Origin of the sequence: Phenylobacterium sp. (assembly GCF_016793285.1) — a bacterium.
Lineage (GTDB): Bacteria > Pseudomonadota > Alphaproteobacteria > Caulobacterales > Caulobacteraceae > Phenylobacterium.
The window spans coordinates 1-21931 of sequence record NZ_JAEUMO010000128.1 but is presented as its reverse complement, the minus strand read 5'-3'; the positions used below and the strand labels follow the sequence as shown (position 1 = coordinate 21931).

Sequence of the window (21931 nt, the reverse complement as noted above, 5' to 3'; positions counted from 1 at the left end):
GGACGATGGCGGCGCGGCGCCCGCATCAGTTGGAGTCCTTCCAGACTTCCTCGTTGGTCGCGCTGGCCACCGTGGGGTCGGCGGCGCCGGCCGCGGCGGTGCGGTCCTCGAGGGTGAGGCCGGTGAGCTGCTCGGGCGGGATCGAGATGGTCGGGTGGCCGTTGGAGGGCATGCAACTGCCCTGCTGCAGGATCGCGCAGGTGTTGAGGCGATAGTAGCCGCTGGGCGCGACGCCGCGGTCGAAGGCGATGCCGGCCAGCAGCGACACGCTCTCGCCGACCATGATCGTCGTGCCCGAGGTGAGCGCGCCGTTGAGTTCGATGAACTCCGGCAGGCCCGGTGTCGCCGACGTGCGGCCCAGCAGGAGCTGCGGCGTGCCGCCGCCCAGGAGGTAGAGGCCGGTCGGCGTGGTCCCGAGCAGGCCGCCGGTGTCCTGCTGGGCCACCTTGCCGTCGGCGCGCAGGATCAGCGAACCGGCGGTCAGCAGGATGCGCGGGCCGCTGGTGGTCTGCGGCGCGATGATGCCCTTGACCGCGCCCGGCACGCTGGCGGCCGACGTCGTCAGGATGCGGTCGATGAAGTCCTGATACCCCATCAGGATGTCGGCCCTGGCGTTCAGCTCGACGACGTTGAAGGCGCGCACGTCGGTGAACGTGCGCCCGCCGGTGGTCAGGGCCGAGCCGATCGAGCCGCCGCTGTTGGCGATCACGCGGATCGAGCGCGGCGTCCAGTTGCCCGCCGCGTCGGCGGCGCCGATGCGCAGCATCGTGGTGTTGGTCGCCGTGCTGCCGGGTGCGAAGGCGCCGGTGATGACGACGTCGGAGGCGCTGCTCGCATAGAGTTCCAGCGAGGTGCGGATCTTGGCGGTATCGACAGCCAGCGCGCCGATCGAGATATTGCCGCCCCGCGCCGGGCCGGAGGTGTCGCCCAGGAAGATCTGTACGACCGGCGCGTCGATGCGGCCGATCTGTTCGCTGGAGAGGGTGACCCCGCCCGTGCCGGTGGCGCCTTCGCCGAGGTTCAGGCTGGCGGCGGTGACTTCGATCCGCGCCCTCTGGGCCCGCCACGCGCCGCCCAGCGAGACGTCGGCGGCGCGGGTGAAGATCGACTCCGCGGCGGTGGCCGAGGCCAGGGTGATCTTCGTTGCGGCCTGCAGCCGGATGTTGGCCGCGCCGACGCTGCCGGCGAGCGAGATCGCCTCGCCGCTCCGGATGTCGATATCGCCGGCCGCGAGCGTGAAGCCCTGGACGACCGCGGTCGTGGCCAGCGGATCGACGAGGCGCATGATCGCGCCGCCCTCGCCGGCCGAGATCAGGCGGTCGGCGGCCCCATCGGCGTTGGCGCCGGCGCCGGACGTCAGCGCGCCGGACGCCCGCACGGCTCCCGCAGCGCGGATGGCGATGTCGTCGCCGGCGGTGACCGAGGCCAGGTCCACGCCGCCGGCGCGGGCCCGGACCGCCACGTCGCGGCCGGCGGAGAGCTGGCCTGTGGCGGTGACCGAGCGGCCGTCGGCCAAGATGTCGCCGCCCGCGGTGACTGCGTTCAGGCTGAGCGCGCCGTCGCCCCTCGTCTGGAAACGGGCGTCACGGCCCGCGAGGGCGGAACCCGTGACGTTGATGGCGCCGCCGCGGATGTCGACGTTGGCGCCGGCGAGGTCGAAGTCGCCGCCCAGCGTCGTGCGCTCGGCCGCGAACAGCGCGTCGGCCACGCCCTCGCCGTCGGCGCCGCCCTGCGCCGTGACCTGGCCGGTGACGGTGATCCCTTGCGCGGCGCGCAGCACCACATCGTCGCCCGCGCCGATCGAACCCAGCGTCAGCGAGCCGGTGCGCCCGCGCGCGGCCACGTCGCGGCCGGCGCGCACCGTGCCGGCGCTGACCGAGGCGCCGTCCAGCATGACGTCGCGGCCCGCTTCGACCTCGCCGGCGGCGGCGACATCGCCTTCGGCCCGCAGCAGCGCGTCGCGGCCCGCCGCGACCCGGCCGGTGATCGCCACGGCGCCGGTGGAGTCGAGGACGGCGTCGCGGCCGGCGCGCAGTTCGCCGCCGATGGCGACGCTGGCGGCCAGGAGGTGCACGTCCCGGCCCGCCTCGACCCGGCCGGTGTTGCTGACGGCGCCGGCGGCGCGCAGGCGGATGTCGTCCGCCGCAGTGAGCGAGCCCTGCGCCGAGACGCCGCCCGTCGCGGACCGGATGTCGATGTTGGCCCCGCCGAGGTCGGTCGCCTCGCCGTCCATGGCCGCGAGGCGGTCCCCCGCGCCGGCGCCGTTCGCGCCGCCGCCGGCGGTGAGCGCGCCGGTGACGGTGATGTCGCCTCGCGCGCGGACGACCAGGTCGTCGCCGGCCCGCGCCGAGCCCAGGGTCAGCGCGCCGTTCGTGGCGCGGACGGCGAGGTCGCCGCCGGCCTGCACCGCGCCGGCGCTGACGCCGCCGCCGTCCAGCAGAACGTCGCGGCCGGCGTCGACATCGGCGGCGGTTACCCGGCCGTTCGCCGCCTGGATGCGGATGTCGTCGGGCGCGGTGATCGCGCCGGCCGTCACGTCGCCCGAGGCCGAGAGGATGTCGATGTTCCGGCCGCCCAGCGCGAAGTCGCCGCCGAGGTTGGTCCGCGCGAGGTCGAAGAGCACGTCGCCGAAGCCCTGGCCGTCGGCGCCCTGGCCCACGCTGAGCGCGCCGGTCACGGTGATCGAGCGCGCCGCGCGCAGCACGATGTCGTCGCCTGCCGCGCCGGAGGCAAGCGCGACGCTCCCGTCCGACGAACGCACCGCCAGGTCGCGGCCGGCGGTCAGAGCCCCGGCGGTCACGTCGCCGACGGAGTCGATGGCGATGTCGCCGGTCAGGGTCGCGTCGCCCAGGGTGGTCACGCCGCTGGACTTCAGGCGCAGGTGGGCGCTCTCGCCGGCGGCATTGATGACACCGCCCAGGCGGATGTTCGCGCCGCTGATGTCGATGACGCCGCCCGCGGCGGTGGTCTCCACGCCGAAGATCGACGTCGGGCCGGTGAGGGTGACGAGGCGATCTGCGAGCCCCTCCACGTCGGCGCCCTGGCCCGACTTCAGTTCGCCCGTCGTGGTCACGTCGCCTGCGGCCCGGATCACCAGATCGTCGCCGGCCGTGACGGATCCGACGCTGACCAGGCCGGTCCGCGCGTAGAGCGCCACGTCGCCGCCCGCGGTGAGGCTGCCGGTCGCGTTCACCGAGCCGCCGTCCGCGAAGATGTCCCGGCCGGCGACGATCAGGCCCGAAAGGGTCACGTCGCCGCTCGCCGCCTGCACCCGCACGTCGCCCGCCGAATCGGCCGAGCCGATCGAGATCGCGCCGCCGCCCGACCGCACGTCGATCGTCCCGCCCATCAGGCTGAGTTCGCCGCCCAGCAGGGTGGGATCGGAGAGGTACATCTGGTCGCCGACGCCGATGCGCTCCAGGCCGCCGGACTTCAGCGAGACGGCGGTCACGCCCGTCGCGCCGCGCAGGACGATGTCGTCGCCGGCGACGAGGCTCCCCACCGTCAGGCTGCCGCTGCGCGAGCGCAGCGCGATGTCGCCCGCGGCCGTGAGATCGCCCACGGTCAGCGAGATTTCGCTGTCGATCAGGATGTCGATGCCGACCGCGGCGCCGCCGTTCATCGCGACGGCGCCGGCCTTGACGCGCGCGCTGCCCCGGGCGGCGCTGCGGAAGATGTTCACCTGGCCGCCCACCACGTCGATGTCGGAGCTGGCGAGGTCGAACGCCACGCCGCCCACCTGCAGCCGGCCGGCTTCGGCCGCGTCGGTGAGCCGGTCGGCGACGCCGAGGGTCGAGGCGGCGCCGAGGGTCGAGACCGTGCCCTCGGTCGTGAGGGCGCCGGTGGTGCGCATGGCCACGTCGTCGCCGGCGGTGACGGCCTTCAGGCGGATGTTGCTGCCGTTGCGGGCGCGGACGGCGACGTCGCCGGTCGTCGCCATCAGCGTGCCGGTGGACTCCACGCCGCTGGAGCCGGACGCGGCGCTGCCGTCCAGCAGGACGTCGCGGCCGGCGGTGACGTTGCCGACCTTCACGCCGGCGCCGGCGGCTCCCTCGGTCTGGAAACGGGCGTCGGTGGCGGCCGTCACCGCGCCGCTGACGTCGATCGAGCCCGCGCCCGAGCGGAGGTCGACGTTGCCGCCGGTCAGGTCGAAGTCGCCGGCGAGCCGTGTCCTGGCGACGCCGAACATGAGATCGCCGGCCTGGTCGGTGTCGGCGGAGTCCGCTCCGGCGCCGGCCGTGAGGGCGCCCGTGACGCGGATGGCGCCCCTGGCGCGGACCACGACGTCGTCGCCGGCGACGGCGGAGCCGACCGTCACCATTGCGCCGTCGCCGGTCGAGCGCACGCCCACGTCGCGGGCCGCCGTCAGCACGCCGGTCGTGATCGCCGCGCCGCCGTCGACGAGCACGTCTCGGCCGGCGGTGACGTTGGCGAGGCTGGCGGCGCCGCCCGCCCGGATGCGCGCGTCCGACGCGGACCCGTTGGCCCGGAGCAGGGCGGCGGCGGTGACCGAGCCGGCGGCGATGTCGATGTCGGCGCCCGTCAGGTCGAAGCTCTGGCCTTCGAGGACGATGGCGCCTTCCAGCGCCAGCAGGGTGTCGCCCAGGCCCGCGGCGTCGGCCCCGCCTCCGGTCGCGACGGCGCCGCCGAGGGTCACGGCGCCGGATGTGCGCACGACCAGGTCGTCGCCGGCCAGGACGCCCGCCAGCCTGACCTGGCCCCCATTGCGGCTGCGCACCGCCACGTCGCCGCCAATGGAGGTGAGCGTGTCGGTGGCTTCCACGCCCGCTCCGTCGAGCAGCACGTCGCGGCCGGCGGTCACCGCCCCGACCTTCACCGAGCCGGCGCTCCCGGTCTGGAAGCGCGCGTCGTCGGCGGCGTCCACGGCGCCGGTGGCCAGGATCGCGCCGCCGCTGGAGCGGACATCGACGTTCCGACCCGCAAGGTCGAAGTCGCCCCCGAGTCTGGACTTCGCGACGGCGAACATCAGGTCGCCGGCCTGGTCCGCGTCGGCGGAGTCGCTGCCGGCGCCGTTGCCCAGCGGGCCGGTGACGTTGATCGCGCCGCCGGCGCGGATGACCACGTCGTCGCCGGCGGCGGCGCCGCCGACGGTGACGGCGCTGTTCGCGCCGGTCGAGCGGACGCCCACGTCGCGGCCGGCGGTCAGCACGCCGGTCGAGACCGTCGTCGCGCCGTCCACCAGCACGTCGCGCCCGGCGCCCAGGTCCCCGAGGTTGAGGACGCCCGTGGACTGGATCCGCACGTCGGAGCTGCCGCCCAAGGCGCTCATCGAGCCGGTGGTCGTCACCGAGGCGGCGGTGATGTCGATGTCGTGGCCGGTCAGGTCGAAGGTCACACCCTCGAGCGTGACCGCCCCGTCGCTGATCCGCAGGTCGTCGCCCAGGCCCGTGCTGTCGCCCGCGCCGCCGGCGCCGACAGCGCCATCGACGATCACCGCGCCGGCCGTGCGCACCACGATGTCGTCGCCCGCCGAGATCCCGGCGAGCTTCACCTGACCGCCGCCGCGCGAGCGCACGGCCACGTCGCTGCCGCTGGAGGTGAGGGTTCCGGTGGCCTCGACGCCGGTCGCGCCGTCGAGGAGGACATCGCGCGCGGCCGTCACCGCGCCGACCTTCAGCGCGCCGCCGCCCGCATCGGTGGAGAACATCGCCCAGCGCCCGGCGTGGGTGGCGCCGCTCACGTCGATGTCGAGGGTCGAGCGGATGCGGACGTCCGAGGTCGCGCCCATCGCCGTGAGCGGACCGCCCACGGTGACGCCCTGGCCCACGAGACGCAGCAGGGCGCCTTGCGCCAGCAGCGGCGCGCTCTCTTCGTCGAGGTTCAGGTAATGCAGGTAGATGGCGAGCTGGTCGGCCGCTTCGGTCGCGCCGTCGGTCACGCGGTCGAGGTTCACCGGCAGGCGCGGGAACGGCGAGCCGGAGGTCGCGCCGCCCACGATACTGGTGCGGCCATAGACGCTGAAGGCCAGCACGTCGTCGCCCGCGCGCGCCGAGCCGAGGGTCACGCCCGAGCCGCTGTGGTCGTTGGGCGCCGCGCCGGGGGTCACGCCGCCGCGCCCGAGGATCGCGATGTCGCGGCCGGCCTTGAGGTCGCCGGCGGTCACCGCCTTCGCCGAGTCGATCTGGATGTCGCGCGTGGCGATGACGCCGCCCAGCTCGATGCTGGGCGCGAGGCCGATGACCGGCGTCATCGGCGTCCGCGTCTCGATCCGCACGTCCGACGTCGAGTTGTCGACGGCGCCGGCGGTGTCCGGATCGTCGGTGCTGGGCTGGCGGCCCGCGACCGTCGTACCGGTGATGCGCACGGCCTGGCCGGTGATGCTCACGTCGAAGCCGACGACCTTGAACACCGTGCCCAGGTTGCCGTCGAAGTCCACGAAGGGCAGGGCGGTGTTGAGGTCGTCGCCGGCGCCGTTGGCGTCGGTGGTGGGCTGGCCCGCCAGGTCGCGGCCGGCCTGTACGTCGCCGATCACCTCGACCATGCCGTTCGGCGCGCGCAGCACGACGTCGTCGCCGGCCCTGGCCGAGCGCATCGAGATGGCGCCGTTGGGCGCGTGGACGGCCACGTCGCGGCCGGCGAACACGTCGCCGGTCTGCAGCGTCGCGGCGACCGCGCCCTCGCTCGTCAGCACGATGTCGCGGTGGGCGGAGACGGCGCTGTTGTTGCCCGTCGAGAGCCGCAGCGCCGCGACCGCCGGCGAGGGGTCGGCGGCGGTGACGGTGACGAAGACGTCGGAGTCCAGTTGGACCGGGTCCAGGCTCTCGCCGTCGCCGGCCGTGCGCCCCGCGGCCACGTCGCCGGTGACGGTGACCGCCGGGGCCCGGATGTCGATGTCGTGCCCGGCGAGCGTCGCGCCCGCCAGGGTGTCGGCCGCCCCGGACGGGTCGCTGGTCCCCTGCGTCGTGCCGGCGCGCAGGTCGCCGCCGCCCATGATCGAGCCGTTGAGCGCCCGGAGCGCGATGTCGTCGCCGGCGCGGATCGTGCCGACGGCCACGCTGGCGTTGGCGCTGCGGACCGCGGCGTCGCGGCCCGCGATCATCGTGGACGCCGCGGCCTGCACCTGGCCGGCCGCCTGGACGACGACGTCCTGCGTCGAGCGCAACGTGCCGGTGACGGTCGCGGTGGTCGCTGCGTCCACGGTGACGTCGCCGAGCGCCGCGCCGCTTCCCTGAGTGGTCGCCGAGCCCACTGTGACCGCGCCGCTCGCGGACTTCGCCAGGACGTGGGCGTCGTCGCTCGCCCCGACGCCGGTCGACGTCAGGCTGCCGCCGCCGGCGGTGACCGCGCCCGTGGTCGCGGTGATCTCGATGTCGTCGCCGGCCGTCACCGCGCCCGTGACGCTGGCCGTCCCGGAGGTCGCGGTGACGAACACGTCCCGCGCCGCGTTGGCGGAGCCCAGGCTGGCGGTCGGGGCGGTGACCTTGATGTCGCGGGACGAGGCGCCCGAGCCCAGGGTCGCCGTCGTCGTGCTCTCGATCGTCACGTCGCCGAGCGCCGCGCCGGTCCCCTGGGTGGCCGCCGCGCCGACGATCACGGCGCCGCTCGCGGACCTGGCCAGGACGTGGGCGTCATCGCCCGCCCCGACGCCGGTGGAGGTCAGGCTGCCGCCCGCGGCGGTGACATCGCCGGCGCCGGAGGTCACTTCGATGTCGTTGCCTGCCGTGACCGAGCCGGTGACGGCGGCGTTGCCGGTGGTGGCGGTGACGAAGACGTGCCGTCCGGCCGAGCCCCCGCCGAGGGACGCGGCGGGGCCCAGGACGTTGACGTCGCGCGAGGCGGCGCCCGAGCCCAGCGTCGCGGTGGTGGCGGCGTCGACGGTGACGTCGCCCAGCGCCGCGCCGGTCCCCTGCGTCGCCGCCGAGCCGACATCCACGAAGCCGCCGGTCGACCTGGCGAGCACATGGGCGTCGTCGCCGGCCCCGACGCCGGTGGAGGTCAGGCTGCCGCCGGCGGCGGTGACCGAGCCCGAGCCGGCGGTGACCTCGATGTCGTCGCCGGCCGTGACCGCGCCGGTGACGCTGGCGTTGCCGCTGGTGGCGGTGACGAAGATGTCGCGCGCCGCGTCGGCCGAGCCGAGGCTCGCCGACTGGCCCGAGATCCTGATGTCGCGCGACGAGCCGCCGGAGCCCAGGCTCGCGGCCGTCGGGCTCTCGAGGATGACGTCGCCGGCCCTGGAGCCCGTCCCCTGGGTGGTCGCGGACCCTACGTTGACCGCGCCGCTCACGGACTTCGCCAGGATGTGCGCGTCGTCGCTCGCGCCGGCGCCCGTCGCGGTCAGCGTGCCGCCTGCGGCGTTGACCGAGCCCGCGGTGGTGGTGACCTCGATGTCGTCGCCGGCGGTGACCGCGCCTGTCACGCTGGCGTTGCCGGTCGTGCCGGTGACGAAGACGCTGCGGCTGGCGGTGGCGGAGCCCAGGACCGCCGAGGGACCCAGCACGAAGATGTCCTGCGACGCGCCGCCGTCGCTCAGCGTCGCGGTGCTGGTGGCCTCGACGCGGACGTCGCCGCGCGCGCCGCCCGTCCCCTGCGTGGCCGCGAAGCCGACGTTCGCCGCACCGCTGAGCGAGCGGACCGTGACGTGGGCGTCGCTGTCGGCGTTGGCGCCCGTGGAGGTGAGCGAGGCCCCCGACGCGTTCACCGAGCCGCCGTTCGCGGTGATCTCGATGTCGTCGCCCGCCGAGACCGCGCCCGTGACGTTGGCCGTGCCCGAGGCCGTGACGGTCACGTCGCCGCCGGCCGCCCCGGAGCCCAGGGTGGCCGTCACGCCGGTCACCGCGATGTCCCGGGTCGAGGCGCCCGCAGTCAGAATCGAGGTCCCGGCCGCCGCGTCGACGGTGACGTCGCCCGTGGCGCCGGGCGCGGTTCCCTGCGTCGCGGCCGAGCCGACCGTGACGTTGCCGGCGGTGGAGCGCGCCAGCACATGCGCCTCGCCGCCGTCCGCGCCGGCGCCCGTGGACGTCAGGCTGCCGCTACCCGCGACGACAGAGCCCGCCGTGGCGGTCACCTCGATGTCGTCGCCGGCCGAGACCGAGCCCGTCACGGTGGCCGCGCCGGTGGTCGCGGTGACGAACGCATCGCGCCCCGCCGCGCCCGAACCCAGGCTGGCGTCCGGACCGGCGACCTTGATGTCCCGCCCGGCCGCGCCGCTGCCGAGGCTGGCGCTGGTCAGGCCGGTGATCTGGATGTCGGCCCCTGCGCCGCTGGCCGACGCCGAGGCCACGGTGACGGCCCCGCCCGAGGCGCCGGCGCCCGTTCCGCCGTTCAGCGAGGTCAGGGCGATGTCGCCGCCGGTCGCGGTGACGCTGGCCATCTCGCCAGCGGTCACCTCGCCGATGTTGATCCCGCCCGCGGCGGTGGTGACCGTCGCGCCCTTGGCGGCGAGCACGGTCTCGGCGGCCAGGTCGCCGGCCGTGGCGCTCAGCACCAGTTCGCCTTCGTCGTTGATCGAGGCGCTCGTCGCCGAGGTGATGGTGTCGATCCTGATCAGCGAGTCCGACGCGCTGCGCAGCACCGAGAGCGGGGCGGCCGCGTCGACGAACGCCATGTCGACGATGGCGTCGCCGCGCGCGAAGACGAAGTTGCCGGCGCTCATCACCGCGCCGGGCGAGATCACCACGCCCTGCGGCGAGTAGAACCAGATGGCGCCGCCGGGATCGGCGCCGACGAGGCCAGCCACCTGGCCGCCCGCGTCCACCTTCACCTGGGTCGGCGACTTGTTGAGCACGATGTCCGAGGTCGCGCCGAAGTGGAACGTCACCTTGTCGGCGGCGCTGACGTGGAAGCTGTCCCAGTTGATGACCGTGCGGGTCGCCTTCAGGTCGACGTCGAGGCTGTTGGCGTCGGGCGCCGTGATCGTGGGCTGCGTCCCGCCCGTGGCCACCGTGATCGCCGAGGCGTCGGGGATCGTCGGCAGCGTCTGGGCCTGCGCCGTCGCCGCCAGCAGCAGGGCTGCTGCGCCGCCCAGGGCCGAGCCGCCGAGGAGGCGCGCCCGGCGGCTGCGGTCGGCGGAGGCGATGGCGCGCGCGGTCATCGGCTAGCCCGCCACCAGCAACTGGAAGAGGATCCGGTCGGCAGGCTTGTTCGGCGCGTTCGGGAACGGCTTGTCGAAGGGGCGCGCCCACTCGACCTGAGCGCGCACGCCATACGGCAGCCGGGCCTCGAGGCCGGCGCCGGCCGAGCGCAGCACGCGCTTCTCCGATCCTACGTCCAGGTTCTTGATGTAGCTCGCGTCCGCAAAGGCGAAGGGCGAAAGCGTGACCCCGTTTACGATACGCTGGGGACGGACCTGAAGCTTCACCTCCCCGCTCACGGCACGGTCGCCGGAGAGGACGGCCGGCTCGTAGCCGCGTCCGATCGTGAGATCCCCGACCGCCAGTTCCTCGTAGGCCAGCGTCGGCTTGTCGGCCCATTGCGCCTGGGTGCGGACGCCCAGGTCGAACCAGCGGTGAACGAGGTGGCCCTCGCCCTCGGCGCGGACCAGCCAGGCGTCGGGCAGGCCCTGGATGCGCGACAGGCCCTGGTCGCCGGCCTTGCTGCCGCCCAGCGCGGAAAAGCCCTTGCGGGTCTCGAGGCTGCCGTTGGCGGCCATGCCCAGCCGGGGGCCGAGGCCGTGGGTGAACTCGCCGCTCAGCCGCGCCCAGGCCACGCGCAACTGGTCGTCGGCCAGCACGTCGCCGCCGGGGAACGACGTCTTCTGGCTCACGACGTCCACGCCCGCCGAGGCATAGACGCTGTAGCGGCGAAGCCTGATCAACGGATAGCGCGCCTCGGCTGTCCCAACGAAGGACACGCCCTGCAATTTCAGTTCCGCCAGCCCTCCACCGGGGCGGGACCGGCCGTAGGCCATGGACACGCGGCCCGAGAGGCCGCTGGACCCGACGCGCGCCTCCTCGACGACCTGGGCGATCCACTGTTCGTTGTCGGTGACGGTGCGGTAGGCGATCAGCGTCGTGCGCTCGCCGTACCGGGTGTAGGCGTTGAAGTCGGCGCGGCCGAGCACGCTCCAGGGGCCCAGCGACTCCGAGCCGGTGTTCTGGCCGGCGACCAGGTAGTTCGCCGGGTCGCGCGACAACTGGACCTCCAGGTCGATCGCGCCCTGGCCCTCGGCCGAAGGCCGCAGCGCCGCCGAGACGCGCACCCGCGGCACGTCGTTGGCCAGCAGCAGGTAGCGCTGGGCGGTGTCGAGATCGAAGGGGGTCATGCCGCGCAGCTTGTCCAGGTAGGCCTCGACGCGGTCCTGGGCTGGGCCGATGTCGCCGCGGACGCGGACGGCGACGATGCGCGCCTCGGTGACCTCGATCCGCAGCCGGCCGCCCGAGATCGTCTGCTCGGGGATCTCGACGCGGGCCAGCCGGCCCTTGCGGAACAGGATCAGCGAGAGCCGGTCGCGGATCTCGCAGATCCTGGCCACCGGGATCTCCGTCCCGACCAGGCGGGCATAGGCCGCGCGCGCATCCTCGGGCGCGATGGAGCTGCCGACCACGTCGACGCCCTGCAGACGGAACGTCAGCGCCGAACTCGCGAGCGGGCAGGGCAGCGGGGCCGGCGCGGAGAAGAGGTCGGAGTCCCGCGACGGCGGCCGCGCGCCGCGGCGGGCCTCGGGGTTCAGGTCCTGGCGGCTGGGCGCGACGGCGCCGCCGCGGGCAGGGGGCGAAACCTGCGCCATCGCGAGGTCCGGCCCAACCCAGACCCAGGCGGCCAGAAGCGCCTGGCCGACCAGTTTCAACACCCGACCTGTCACGTCTTGCCGCCCAGCGCCAAGTAACCGGCCCGCCCCTGAGCGCGGATCGTCAATCGAAAGCACACCCACAGGTATTTTGCGACGTGGATTCGCGCCGATGCCGCGAGGCGGGCGGCTTTGCACGCGGCCGCGCCGTGCAAGGCGCGCCCGACGGCGGGTCGCTCGCGGCTCTGCAGGCTGAAAGCTCGGCACTCGTCCACCCCCGCCGGGCCGCGCGCGGCGCAGCGTGAGCGGTAGCACCGGGCGCCGCACGCCGGTATGGGACGGAAGTCCTACGACCAAAGTCCTACGCGCGGCCGCGGGGGATCCTCAGGCGCGACCCCGCAGGCGCCGGATGCCGGCGGCCCTGCGAATCCCGGCCGCCGACGGCCGCCGAAGGACCTCGGCGCGCCGCGTTTGTTACCGGGTCGTCCACACGAGTCCGTCGGGAGGCCGACTTTTTATGCTGGCGCTGCCGTAGGTTGTGCTATCGATTCGTCGTTCGCACCGAAGCACCCCCCTTTTTTGACTCGGTGTGGATCGGCCCGGGGCACTCCGTCGGGGGAGCTCCGGGCCACGGGGGCGGCCCGAAAGCTCTACTCTACCTGGCGTAGTGACGACGCCTCAGCGCGGCGCCATGCGGATGGCGCCGTCGAGGCGGACCGTCTCGCCGTTCAGGTAGCCGTTGCGGCACATGGTGACGGCCAGGTCGGCGTACTCCTCGGCGTGGCCGAGACGCTTGGGGAAGGTCACCGAGGCGGCGAGACCGGCGTAGACCTGCGGCGCGCGGGTCTTGAGGCCGCCCAGCATCGGGGTGTCCATGATGCCCGGCAGGATGGTGTTGATGCGGATGCCGTCGCCGGACAGGTCGCGCGCGATCACCAGGGTCATGCCCTTGATCGCCGCCTTGGCCGCCGAATAGGCCACCTGGCCGATCTGGCCCTCTTCCGCCGCCACCGATCCGGTGTTCACGATGGCGCCGCGGTCGCCGGTTTCGTCCGGCTCCAGGTTGGCGATCATCCCCGCGGCGCTCTTCACGATGCAGCGGAAGGTGCCGACGGTGTTGAGTTCGAGCACGTAGGAGAAGTCGGAGACCTTGAACGGCACGATCTCGCCGGTCTCCTTGTTCTTGCCGACGGTCTTGCCGCCGCGGCCGCCGCCGGCGCAGTTGACGAGGATGCGCTCCTGGCCGTTGGCCGCGCGGGCCTTCTCGAAGCCGGCGTCGACCGAGGCCTCGTCCATCACGTTGACCTGGCAGAAGACGGCGCCCGTCTCCTTGGCCGCGGCCTCGCCCGTCTCGGCGTTGAAGTCGAAGATCGCCACCTTCACGCCGAGGTTGCGCAGAGCCTGCACGGTGGCCTTGCCGAGGCCGGAGGCGCCGCCGGTGACGATGGCGGACACGGACGAGTCGAGCTTCATGGCGGTCTCCCGATCTGGATTCCGCGGACGCTTAGCACGCCTTTCGGCTCACCCTGCGGCACGCGCCGCAGGCGGACTTCCGTGGTTCCAATTTCTCCAGGACGCGGCCTAGCATGGGCCGAAACGGAGACGCCCATGGCCGACGACCTCTTCGACCTGTCCGGAAAGGTCGCGCTGATCACCGGCGGCAGCCGCGGGCTCGGCCTGCAGATGGCGCGTGCGTTCGCCCGCCACGGCGCCGACGTGATCGTCGCCAGCCGCAAGCTCGACGCCTGCGAGGAGGTGGCTGCCGAGATCCGCGCGATGGGCCGGAACGCGAAGGCGTATGCCGTGCATGCCGGCCGCTGGGCGGAGATGGAGCGGCTGATCGAGGAGGTCTACGCCGACTTCGGCCGCATCGACATCCTGGTGAACAACGCCGGCATGAGCCCGGCCGTGCCGAGCCACGAGGTGACCGAGCAACTGTTCGACAGTGTGATGAGCCTGAACTTCAAGGGCCCGTTCCGGCTGGCCAGCGAGGTGGCGCACCGGATGAGCCAGGGCGACGGCGGCGTGATCATCAACATCTCCTCGACCGGCGCGCTGATGCCGCTGCCGGCGGTGATCCCCTACTCGGGCGCCAAGGCGGCGCTGAACGCGATGACGGTGTCGCTGGCGCATGAGTACGGGCCCAAGGTGCGGGTGAATTCGATCTCGGCGGGGCCGTTCCTGACCGACATTTCCAAGGCCTGGAGCGAGGAGGCCCGCGAGACATCCGACAACGCGCTGGGCCGCCCCGGCCGGCCGGAGGAGATCGTCACCACGGCGTTGTTCCTGGCGAGCCCCGCCTCGTCGTTCACGACCGGCGCGATCGTCCGCTGCGACGGGGGCCAGAACTAGCCATGCATCCGTCCGTCCACGCGCAGACCACGCCCGACAAGCCCGCCTTCATCATGGCCGGCAGCGGCCACACCGTGACCTTCCGCCAGCTCGACGAGCGCTCGAACCAGGGCGCGCAGCTTTTCCGCTCGCTGGGCCTGGAGGTCGGCGACGGTGTCGCGATCATGATGGAGAACCACCCCATCTACTACGAGGTGTTGTGGGCGGCGCAGCGGTGCGGCCTGCGCTACACAGCGATCTCGTCGCGGCTCACGGCCGGCGAGGTGGCCTACATTCTCCAGGACTCGGGCGCGAAGGCGTTCGTGGTCTCGCGCGCCATGGCCGACGTGGCGGTCGAGGCGGTGAAGGACGCGCCGGCCATGCCGCTGTTCATGGCAGACGAGGCGGTGGCGCCGTTCCTGTCCTTCGAGGCCGAGCGGGCGAAGCATCCGGCGACGCCGGTGGCCGACGAGACGCCGGGTGTGGCCATGCTCTACTCGTCCGGCACGACGGGCCGGCCGAAGGGCGTGAAACGGCCGCTGCCCGGCGGGCCGCTGACCGCCGCCGAGGGCCTGACCGAATGGGCGCGGACGCTGTACGGCATGGACCCGGACACCATCTACCTCTCGCCCGCGCCGCTCTATCACGCCGCGCCGCTGGGCTGGTCGATGAACGTGCAGCGGCTGGGCGGCACGGTCGTGATGATGGAGAAGTTCGACCCCGAGGACTGCCTGCGGCTGATCGAGAAACACCGCATCACCCACGTCCAGTTCGTGCCGACCCACTTCGTGCGGATGCTGAAGCTGCCTGAGGCGGTGCGGGCCAGGTACGACCACTCATCGCTGAAGGTGGTGTTCCACGCCGCCGCGCCGTGCCCGGTGCCGGTCAAGGAGCAGATGATCGCCTGGTGGGGCCCGCTGATCCACGAGTACTACGCCGGCACCGAGGGCAATGGCCGCACCACGATCGACAGCACCGACTGGCTGGCCCACAAGGGCTCGGTGGGGCGCGCGACGCTGCCCGTGGAACTTCACATCTGCGGCGACGACGGCGAGCCCCTGCCGGTCCGCAGCGAGGGGATGGTGTTCTTCTCGGGCGGCGCGAAGTTCGAGTACCACAACGCGCCCGAGAAGACGGCCGACAGCACCAACCGGTACGGCTGGACGACCCTGGGCGACGTGGGCTGGATGGACGAGGAGGGCTTCCTCTACCTCACCGACCGCAAGAGCTTCATGATCATCTCCGGCGGCGTGAACATCTACCCGCAGGAGGTCGAGAACCTGCTCATCACCCACCCGCGCGTGGCCGACGCCGCGGTGGTCGGCGCGCCCGACGAGGAGATGGGCGAGAAGGTGGTGGCGGTGATCCAGCCGATGGACTGGGCCGACGCCGGCGACGACCTGCGGGCCGAACTCGACGCCTACTGCCGGGCGAACCTGTCGGGGGTGAAGCGGCCTCGGGTGATCGACTTCATGGCCGAGCTGCCGCGCCATCCCACGGGCAAGCTGTACAAGCGCCTGATCCGCGACGCCTACTGGGGCAAGACCGGCGGCACGATCGTCTGAAGGAGGCTGCGATGCGGGGGCTGCTGGCGGGACTGACGGCGCTGGCCCTGGCGGCGCCGGCGATGGCGGCCGAGAAGTGGGTCTCGCTGTTCGACGGCAGGACGCTGAACGGCTGGACACCGAAGATCATGGGCCTGCCCGCCGGCGAGGACCCGCTCCACACCTTCCGGGCCCGGGAAGGGAAGATCGTCGTCAGCTACGACCAGTACGGCGGGGCCTTCAGGAACCGCTTTGGCCACCTCTTCTGGAAGACGCCGTACACGGCCTATCGCCTGCGCATGGAGTACCGCTTCGTCGGGACTTGGCCGGCCGACACGCCCGACTGGGCCAAGGGCAACTCCGGCGTGATGATCCACGCTCAGGCGCCGGCGACCATGGCCGCGGGTCAGCCGTTCCCGGTGTCGCTGGAGGTGCAGTACCTGGGCGTCGTGCCGGGCCAGACGCGGACCACGGGCAACCTCTGTACGCCGGGCCTGAACGTCGAGATGGGCGGCAAGCTGATCACCCAGCACTGCAACAATGCGACGTCGCCTGCGCTGCCCTTCGGCGAGTGGGTGAAGGTGGAGGCCGAGGTCTCCAAGACCGGCCACGTGATCCATCGCATCAACGGCAAGGCCGTCTTCGAGTACGACGCCCCTCAGTACGACCCTACGGACAAGACCGCGACGCCGCTGATCGCGGCGGCCGGCGGTGCGCTGCCGGTGAACGGCGGCTACATCGCGCTCCAGAGCGAGGGCTCGCCGCTGGAGTTCCGCAGGATCGAGGTGATGGAGCTGAAGTAGGCCCAGTTGCTCGCGTTCGGGGAGCTGTCGGCGAATGCCGACTGGGGGGCATCCACGTTTGGAGCGGACGCCTCCGGCGCCTCGCGCCACCTCCTCCGATAGGGGAGGAACTACTTCCCGAGCGACGCCTTGACCGCCTTCTGGCTGACCGGCTGCACCTGCGGGGTGTTCTCGCCGCCGAGGCGCTGGATGAGGCCCACGAAGACGACCTTGTTCTGCGGATCGACCCAGAACCAGGTGCCGGCCGCGCCGTCCCAGAGGTAGCTGCCCTTGCCCATGGCGACGCCGGCGCGCTCGGGGTCGGTGACCACCACGCCGTTCCAGCCGTATTCGTAGCCGGGGCGGATCTGCTGCTGGCCGATGCCGTAGCCGCCGGCCGCGATCTCGGGCGAGATGTGGCTGGTCATGATCTGCCTGACCGTGGAGGGCTTCAGGATGTGCGCGCCGTCCAGCGTGCCGCCGTTCAGCAGCATCTGGGCGAAGCGGGCGTAGTCCGAGGCGGTGGTCACCAGGCCGCCGCCGCCCATCGCGAAGCCGGGGACCTTGGCGTAGGCCGAGTTGAACGGTCCGGGGCCGGGAACCTGCAGCCGGCCGTCCTTCCACTCGTAGAGCTGGGCGAAGCGGTCGCGCTTGCCCTCGGGCACCATGAAGGCGGTGTCGACCATCTTCAGCGGGCCGAAGATGCGGCTCTGCATGAAGAGCGGCAGCGACTGGCCCGACAGGCGCTCGACGATCAGGCCCTCGACGTCCATCGAGATCGAGTACTGCCACTTCGTCCCCGGCTCGTAGGCCAGGGGCAGGCCGGCGATGCGCTTCAGCGCGTCTTCCGACGTCGGGGCCCGCAGCGGATTGTTGGCCCGGTAGGCGTCGTCCACGTAGCCGGGGTTGAAGCCGTATGAGAACCCCGCGGTGTGGGTCATCACCTCGCCGATGGTCGGCTGGTGCGCGGGCGCGGCCAGGATCGGCTTGCCGTCCGCGTCCATCCCCTTGAACACCTTCAGGTCGGCCAGTTCGGGCAGCACCTTGGCGAGCGGGTCTTCCGGCCGCCACTTCCCCTCGTCGTAGAGGATCGCCATGGCCACGGCCGTCACCGGCTTGGTCATGGAGAAGGCGCGCACGATGGTGTCCATCTGCATCGGGGCGCCGGTCTCGAGGTCGCGCTTGCCGATGGCAGAGGCATGCACGAGCTTGCCGTCCTTCAGCGCGTAGGTGATCACGCCGGCCAGCTCGCCCTTTTCGACGTAGGGGCTGAGGGCAGCGTCGACTCCCGGCCACCGGGGCTGCGCCGAGGCCTGAGTCGCCGCCGCGAGAGCCGCCAGGGCCGCGGTGGCAAGGTTCTTCGGATCGATCATCTCACAGCTCCCTCGAGGCCGCCGAGCTTGCCGTGCGGGCGCCCCGCGTCCCAGCGAAATCACGCGCTTCCCTGCCGTGGCGGCACCGGGTTCAACTGCGCGGCGAGCTACGGAGCATTCCATGAACCTCGATTTCTCCGACGACCAGAAGGCGCTGCAGGAGCAGGTCCGCCGCTTCCTGGCCGAGAAGTGCCCGACGAGCGCGCCGCGCGCGATCCTCGAAGGCCCGGAACCCTACGACAGGGCGCTCTACGCCGGCCTGGCCGAGCTCGGCGTCCTGGGCGTGGCGATTCCCGAGGCCTACGGCGGCATGGGCCTGGGCCACCTGGAGCTCTGCCTGATCGCCGAGGAGTTGGGTCGCGCCATCGCCCCTGTGCCGGTGAGTTCGTCCATCTACCTCTGCGCCGAGTTCCTGCTGCTGGCGGGCTCGGAGGCGCAGAAGCAGGCGTGGCTGCCGAAACTGGCCAGCGGCGAAGCGGTGGGGACCTTCGCCTACGTCGAGAGTTCGGGCCGCGTGAAGCCGGAGGGCATCAAGGCCAGCCTGAAGGACGGCAGGCTGACGGGCGCGAAGACCGTCGTGCCGGACGGCGACGTGGCCGACGTCGCGGTGGTGCTGGCGAAGGGGCCTGGCGGCCTGTCGCTCTGCCTCGTGGACCTGGGCGGACCGGGCGTGAAGCGCGAGACGCTGGAGACCATCGACCCGACCCGCAGCTATGCGAAGCTGACGTTCGACGGCGCCGCGGCCGAGCCGCTGGGCGCGACCGGCGACGGCTGGGGCCTGACCGACCGGGTGATCGACCGCGCCGCGATCCTGATGGCCTACGAGCAGGTGGGCGGCGCCGACAAGGCGCTGGAAATGGCCCGCGACTATGCGCTCGAGCGGATGGCGTTCGGCCGCCAGATCGGCTCGTTCCAGGGCATCAAGCACATGCTGGCCGACATGTACGTCTCGGCCACGCTGGCGCGCTCCAACTGCTACTACGCGGCCTGGGCGCTCTCCACCGAGGCCGCGGAGCTGCCGGTGGCGGCGGCCACCGCGCGCGTCTCGGCCACCACCGCCTTCCAGCACTGCGCGAAGAACAACATCCAGGTGCATGGCGGCATGGGCTTCACCTGGGCCTTCGACTGCCACCTCTACTACCGGCGCTCGAACGCGCTGGCGCTTGCGCTGGGGTCGCTGTCGACCTGGGAGAGCCTGCTGATCGAACGGATGAGCGCCGGCAACGCCGAAGCGGCGGCCTGAGCGCGAGGAGCACGAGATGAACTTCGACGACACCCCCGAAGAAGCCAGGTTCCGCGCCGAGGTCCGCGCCTGGATCGACGCCAATGCGCCGAAGCAGCTCGAAGCCGAGCTGAAGCGCGCCAGCTTCGCCTCGAGCGGCATCGAGAGCATGGACCCCATGGCCGCCTCCAAGGCCTGGCAGAAGAAGAAGGCCGAGGGCGGCTGGGCCTGCCTGCACTGGCCGAAGGAGTACGGCGGCCGCGCCGCCAGCCCCATCGAGCGCGTGATCTTCGGCCAGGAAGAGGGCGTCTACGGCGCGCTCTCCGGGCCCTTCATCATCGGCCACGGCATGTGCGGCCCCACCGTCATGGCCTGGGCCGGCGAGGCGCATAGGCGCCGCCTGCTGCCGCCGCTGGCGAGCGGCGAGGAGATCTGGTGCCAGCTCTTCTCCGAGCCGGCCGGCGGCTCGGACCTGGCGGGCCTGCGCACCAAGGCGACGAAGGCCGACGACGGCTCCGGCGACTGGATCATCTCCGGGTCGAAAGTGTGGACAAGCGGGGCCCAGCATTCGCAGTGGGGCCTGCTCATCACCCGGACCGATCCCGACGTGCCGAAGCACAAGGGGCTGACGATGTTCTTCCTGCGGATGGACAGCCCCGGCGTCGACGTGCGGCCGATCAAGCAGGCGAACGGGCAGTCGGGCTTCAACGAGGTGTTCTTCAACGACGTGCGGATCCCCGACGACCAGCGGCTGGGCGCGGTCGGCCAGGGGTGGGAGGTCTCGCTCACCACGCTGATGAACGAGCGGCTGTCGATCGGGTCGGGGATGTCGAACGGCTTCCCTGAGCTGTTCCGCTACTGCCTGGAGACCGAGATCGACGGGGCGCCGGCGACGGACGACGCCAACGTGCGCTCGAAGCTGGCGCAGTTCGCGGTGCGGCAGTCGGGGCTGAAGTACACCGGCATGCGCGCGATCAGCGCGCTCTCCAAGGGCGAGACGCCCGGGCCGGAGAACTCCATCGGCAAGCTGGTGGCCGGGGCCAACATGCAGGAGCTGGCGATGTTCGCGCTGGACCTGCAGGGCCAGGCGGGCGTGGTCTGGGACGCCGACAGCCCGCAGAACGGCCGCTTCCAGGGGATGCTGATGCGCTCGCCCGCGACCCGCATCGAGGGCGGCTCGGACGAGATCCTGAAGAACATCATCGGCGAGCGCGTCCTGGGCCTGCCCGGCGACATCCGCGTCGACAAGACCGTCCCCTTCAAGGACATCCCCACCAGCGGCCGGAGCAAGGCATGAGCTTCCCCCTTCCGAACAACTCGGTCGACCTGACGGGCCAGGTCGCGCTGGTCACCGGCGCCTCCTCGGGGCTGGGCTACCGGTTCGCCAGGGTGCTGGCGGCGTGCGGGGCCAAGGTCGCCGTCGCCGCGCGCCGGACCGACAAACTGGAGGCGCTGGCGCGGGAGATCCGCGACGCGGGCGGCGTGTGCCTGCCGGTCGCGCTGGACGCCACCGACGCCGAGCAGTGCATCGCCGCGGTCGCCAGGGCCGAGGCCGAGCTCGGGACCGTGCAGATCCTGATCAACAACGCCGGCATCCCCGACGCGCAACGGGCGCACAAGATGTCGCTGGAGCTGATCGACCGGGTGCTGGACCTGAACGTCCGCGCGCCGTTCATCCTGGCCTGCGAAGTGGCGCGCCGGCTGATGGCGGCCGAGAAGCCGGGCCGGATCGTCAACATCGCCTCGGTGGCGGCCTTCTCCTACGCTGGCGGCGGGGCGGCGCTCTATTCCGTGAGCAAGGCCGCGGTCGCGCGCTCGGCCGAGGTGCTGGCCGTCGAGTGGGCGCGGTTCAACATCAACGTCAACGCCATCGCGCCCGGCGCCTTCGCCTCGGAGATGATGGACGGGATGCTGAGCCGGATGGGCGACATCACCCAGCGCTTCCCGCGCCAGCGCCTGGGCGATCCGGCGCAGCTCGACTCGACCCTGCTCTACCTGGTCGGACCGGCTTCGGAGGCGGTGACGGGCACGGTGATCCGCGTGGACGACGGCCAGGGCGGCCGGTAGCGCGGACGACCGGAAGGCGGCGTCGTATCCGTAATTGGCGCTGTCGTGCGTGGACGCGGCGCGGACCGCCCGCTAGAGATAGGCCAATCAGAACAATCGGTACGTGGGGATCGAACGGATGGAGCTGAAGCCCGGATCGCGCTGGAAGAGTGCGGTGTGCGATACCGAGGTGGTGGTCGTGCGCCCCCCGAAATCGGAGGCGTCGCTCGAATGCGGCGGCTATCCGGTGATCGCGCACGCCGAGGCCCGGCCCGATGGCAAGACGATCGCGGAAGGCTTCACCGACGGCAGCCAGGCGGGCAAGCGCTACGCCGACGAGGAGACCGGGATGGAGGTGCTCTGCACCAAGACCGGTCAGGGCACGCTGACCATCGGCGGCCGTCCGATCGGCGCCAAGGAAGCCAAGAAGCTGCCGGCGTCGGACTGAGTTTGATTTCCGCTCATGCCCGCGTTCGCGGGGATGAGCGGTGTTTCGGAAGTCTAGCCATGCACACGGCCCTCTTGCTCGACATGGCGGCGGACGCCGCGCCCGACCGGCTGGCCCTGGGGCCGCGCGCGGCGGGCCTGAGCTATCGCGAGACGCGCCGGCGCGCGCACCACGGCGCGGCGTTCCTGGAGCAGATGGGCGGGTCCAACGTCGCCTTCGTGGGCCTGAACGGGCCGACCCTGCCGATCGCCATCTTCGCGGCCGGGATGCTGGCGAAGCCCTTCGCGCCGCTGAACTACCGCCTGCCCGACGCCGACCTGAACAGGCTGCTGGCGCGCACGGCGCCGTCGGTGGCGATCGTCGACGACGACATGGTCCCGCGGCTGGCGGCGGCCGAGGGCGTGAAGGTGGTGAGCCGCAGCGCCTTCGAGGCGGCCTGCCGCGTCCACGGCGACTGCGAGGCCGAGTTCCTGGACGCCGACCATGACATCGCCGTCCT

12 protein-coding genes are annotated in these 21931 nt (G+C 72.6%); 8 read left to right on the top strand and 4 right to left on the bottom strand.

The window, feature by feature from the left end:
* Positions 1-25: 25 nt before the first annotated feature.
* The 3 genes from JNL41_RS12550 to JNL41_RS12540 form a co-directional block, all read right to left on the bottom strand.
* Positions 26-10051, bottom strand: a complete 10026-nt coding sequence (locus tag JNL41_RS12550) for a hypothetical protein (RefSeq protein WP_293475406.1) — start codon at positions 10049-10051, stop codon at positions 26-28.
* Positions 10052-10054: 3 nt separating this feature from the next.
* Positions 10055-11749, bottom strand: a complete 1695-nt coding sequence (locus tag JNL41_RS12545; protein WP_293475405.1) for a POTRA domain-containing protein — start codon at positions 11747-11749, stop codon at positions 10055-10057.
* A 615-nt stretch (positions 11750-12364) separates the two neighbouring features.
* Positions 12365-13159: an SDR family NAD(P)-dependent oxidoreductase gene (locus JNL41_RS12540; RefSeq protein WP_293475404.1), complete on the bottom strand. Its 795-nt coding sequence runs from the start codon at positions 13157-13159 to the stop codon at positions 12365-12367.
* Between the two features lie 135 nt (positions 13160-13294).
* Between JNL41_RS12540 and JNL41_RS12535 the strand changes: the two genes are divergently transcribed.
* From JNL41_RS12535 to JNL41_RS12525, 3 genes are read left to right on the top strand one after another with little or no spacing between them, the layout of a single operon-like run.
* Positions 13295-14038 (top strand): SDR family oxidoreductase, encoded by a 744-nt coding sequence (locus JNL41_RS12535; protein WP_293475402.1) that lies wholly within the window; start codon positions 13295-13297, stop codon positions 14036-14038.
* A gap of 2 nt (positions 14039-14040) precedes the next feature.
* Positions 14041-15582, top strand: coding sequence for an acyl-CoA synthetase (locus tag JNL41_RS12530; RefSeq protein ID WP_293475400.1), 1542 nt, complete (start codon positions 14041-14043; stop codon positions 15580-15582).
* 11 nt (positions 15583-15593) lie between these two features.
* Positions 15594-16364 (top strand): DUF1080 domain-containing protein, encoded by a 771-nt coding sequence (locus tag JNL41_RS12525; protein WP_293475398.1) that lies wholly within the window; start codon positions 15594-15596, stop codon positions 16362-16364.
* Between the two features lie 110 nt (positions 16365-16474).
* Here the strand turns inward: JNL41_RS12525 and JNL41_RS12520 are convergent, their stop codons facing one another.
* The gene (locus JNL41_RS12520) at positions 16475-17716 is read right to left on the bottom strand and encodes a serine hydrolase domain-containing protein (RefSeq protein WP_293475396.1); all 1242 of its coding nucleotides are present in this window, start codon (positions 17714-17716) and stop codon (positions 16475-16477) included.
* A gap of 121 nt (positions 17717-17837) precedes the next feature.
* Between JNL41_RS12520 and JNL41_RS12515 the strand changes: the two genes are divergently transcribed.
* From JNL41_RS12515 to JNL41_RS12495, 5 genes are all read left to right on the top strand, one after another.
* The gene (locus JNL41_RS12515) at positions 17838-18959 is read left to right on the top strand and encodes an acyl-CoA dehydrogenase family protein (protein WP_293475394.1); all 1122 of its coding nucleotides are present in this window, start codon (positions 17838-17840) and stop codon (positions 18957-18959) included.
* A gap of 16 nt (positions 18960-18975) precedes the next feature.
* Entirely contained in the window at positions 18976-20235 is a 1260-nt protein-coding gene (locus JNL41_RS12510; RefSeq protein WP_293475392.1) for an acyl-CoA dehydrogenase family protein, read from the top strand.
* Complete coding sequence (locus tag JNL41_RS12505) at positions 20232-21005, top strand: SDR family NAD(P)-dependent oxidoreductase (RefSeq protein WP_293475390.1); 774 nt, start codon at positions 20232-20234, stop codon at positions 21003-21005. Before JNL41_RS12510 ends, JNL41_RS12505 begins: the two co-directional genes overlap by 4 nt.
* A gap of 118 nt (positions 21006-21123) precedes the next feature.
* The gene (locus tag JNL41_RS12500; protein WP_293475388.1) at positions 21124-21432 is read left to right on the top strand and encodes a hypothetical protein; all 309 of its coding nucleotides are present in this window, start codon (positions 21124-21126) and stop codon (positions 21430-21432) included.
* Positions 21433-21491: 59 nt separating this feature from the next.
* Positions 21492-21931 (top strand): AMP-binding protein (locus JNL41_RS12495; protein ID WP_293475386.1); only part of this gene is annotated, 440 nt, incomplete at its 3' end.

Bases quoted from the DNA above. Each gene is read 5' to 3' on its own strand.
- JNL41_RS12525 (WP_293475398.1), top strand. From the start codon at position 15,594: ATGCGGGGGCTGCTGGCGGGACTGACGGCGCTGGCCCTGGCGGCGCCG.
- JNL41_RS12505 (WP_293475390.1), top strand. From the start codon at position 20,232: ATGAGCTTCCCCCTTCCGAACAACTCGGTCGACCTGACGGGCCAGGTC.
- JNL41_RS12510 (WP_293475392.1), top strand. From the start codon at position 18,976: ATGAACTTCGACGACACCCCCGAAGAAGCCAGGTTCCGCGCCGAGGTC.
- JNL41_RS12500 (WP_293475388.1), top strand. From the start codon at position 21,124: ATGGAGCTGAAGCCCGGATCGCGCTGGAAGAGTGCGGTGTGCGATACC.
- JNL41_RS12515 (WP_293475394.1), top strand. From the start codon at position 17,838: ATGAACCTCGATTTCTCCGACGACCAGAAGGCGCTGCAGGAGCAGGTC.
- JNL41_RS12535 (WP_293475402.1), top strand. From the start codon at position 13,295: ATGGCCGACGACCTCTTCGACCTGTCCGGAAAGGTCGCGCTGATCACC.
- JNL41_RS12520 (WP_293475396.1), bottom strand. From the start codon at position 17,716: ATGATCGATCCGAAGAACCTTGCCACCGCGGCCCTGGCGGCTCTCGCG.
- JNL41_RS12530 (WP_293475400.1), top strand. From the start codon at position 14,041: ATGCATCCGTCCGTCCACGCGCAGACCACGCCCGACAAGCCCGCCTTC.
- JNL41_RS12540 (WP_293475404.1), bottom strand. From the start codon at position 13,159: ATGAAGCTCGACTCGTCCGTGTCCGCCATCGTCACCGGCGGCGCCTCC.
- JNL41_RS12550 (WP_293475406.1), bottom strand. From the start codon at position 10,051: ATGACCGCGCGCGCCATCGCCTCCGCCGACCGCAGCCGCCGGGCGCGC.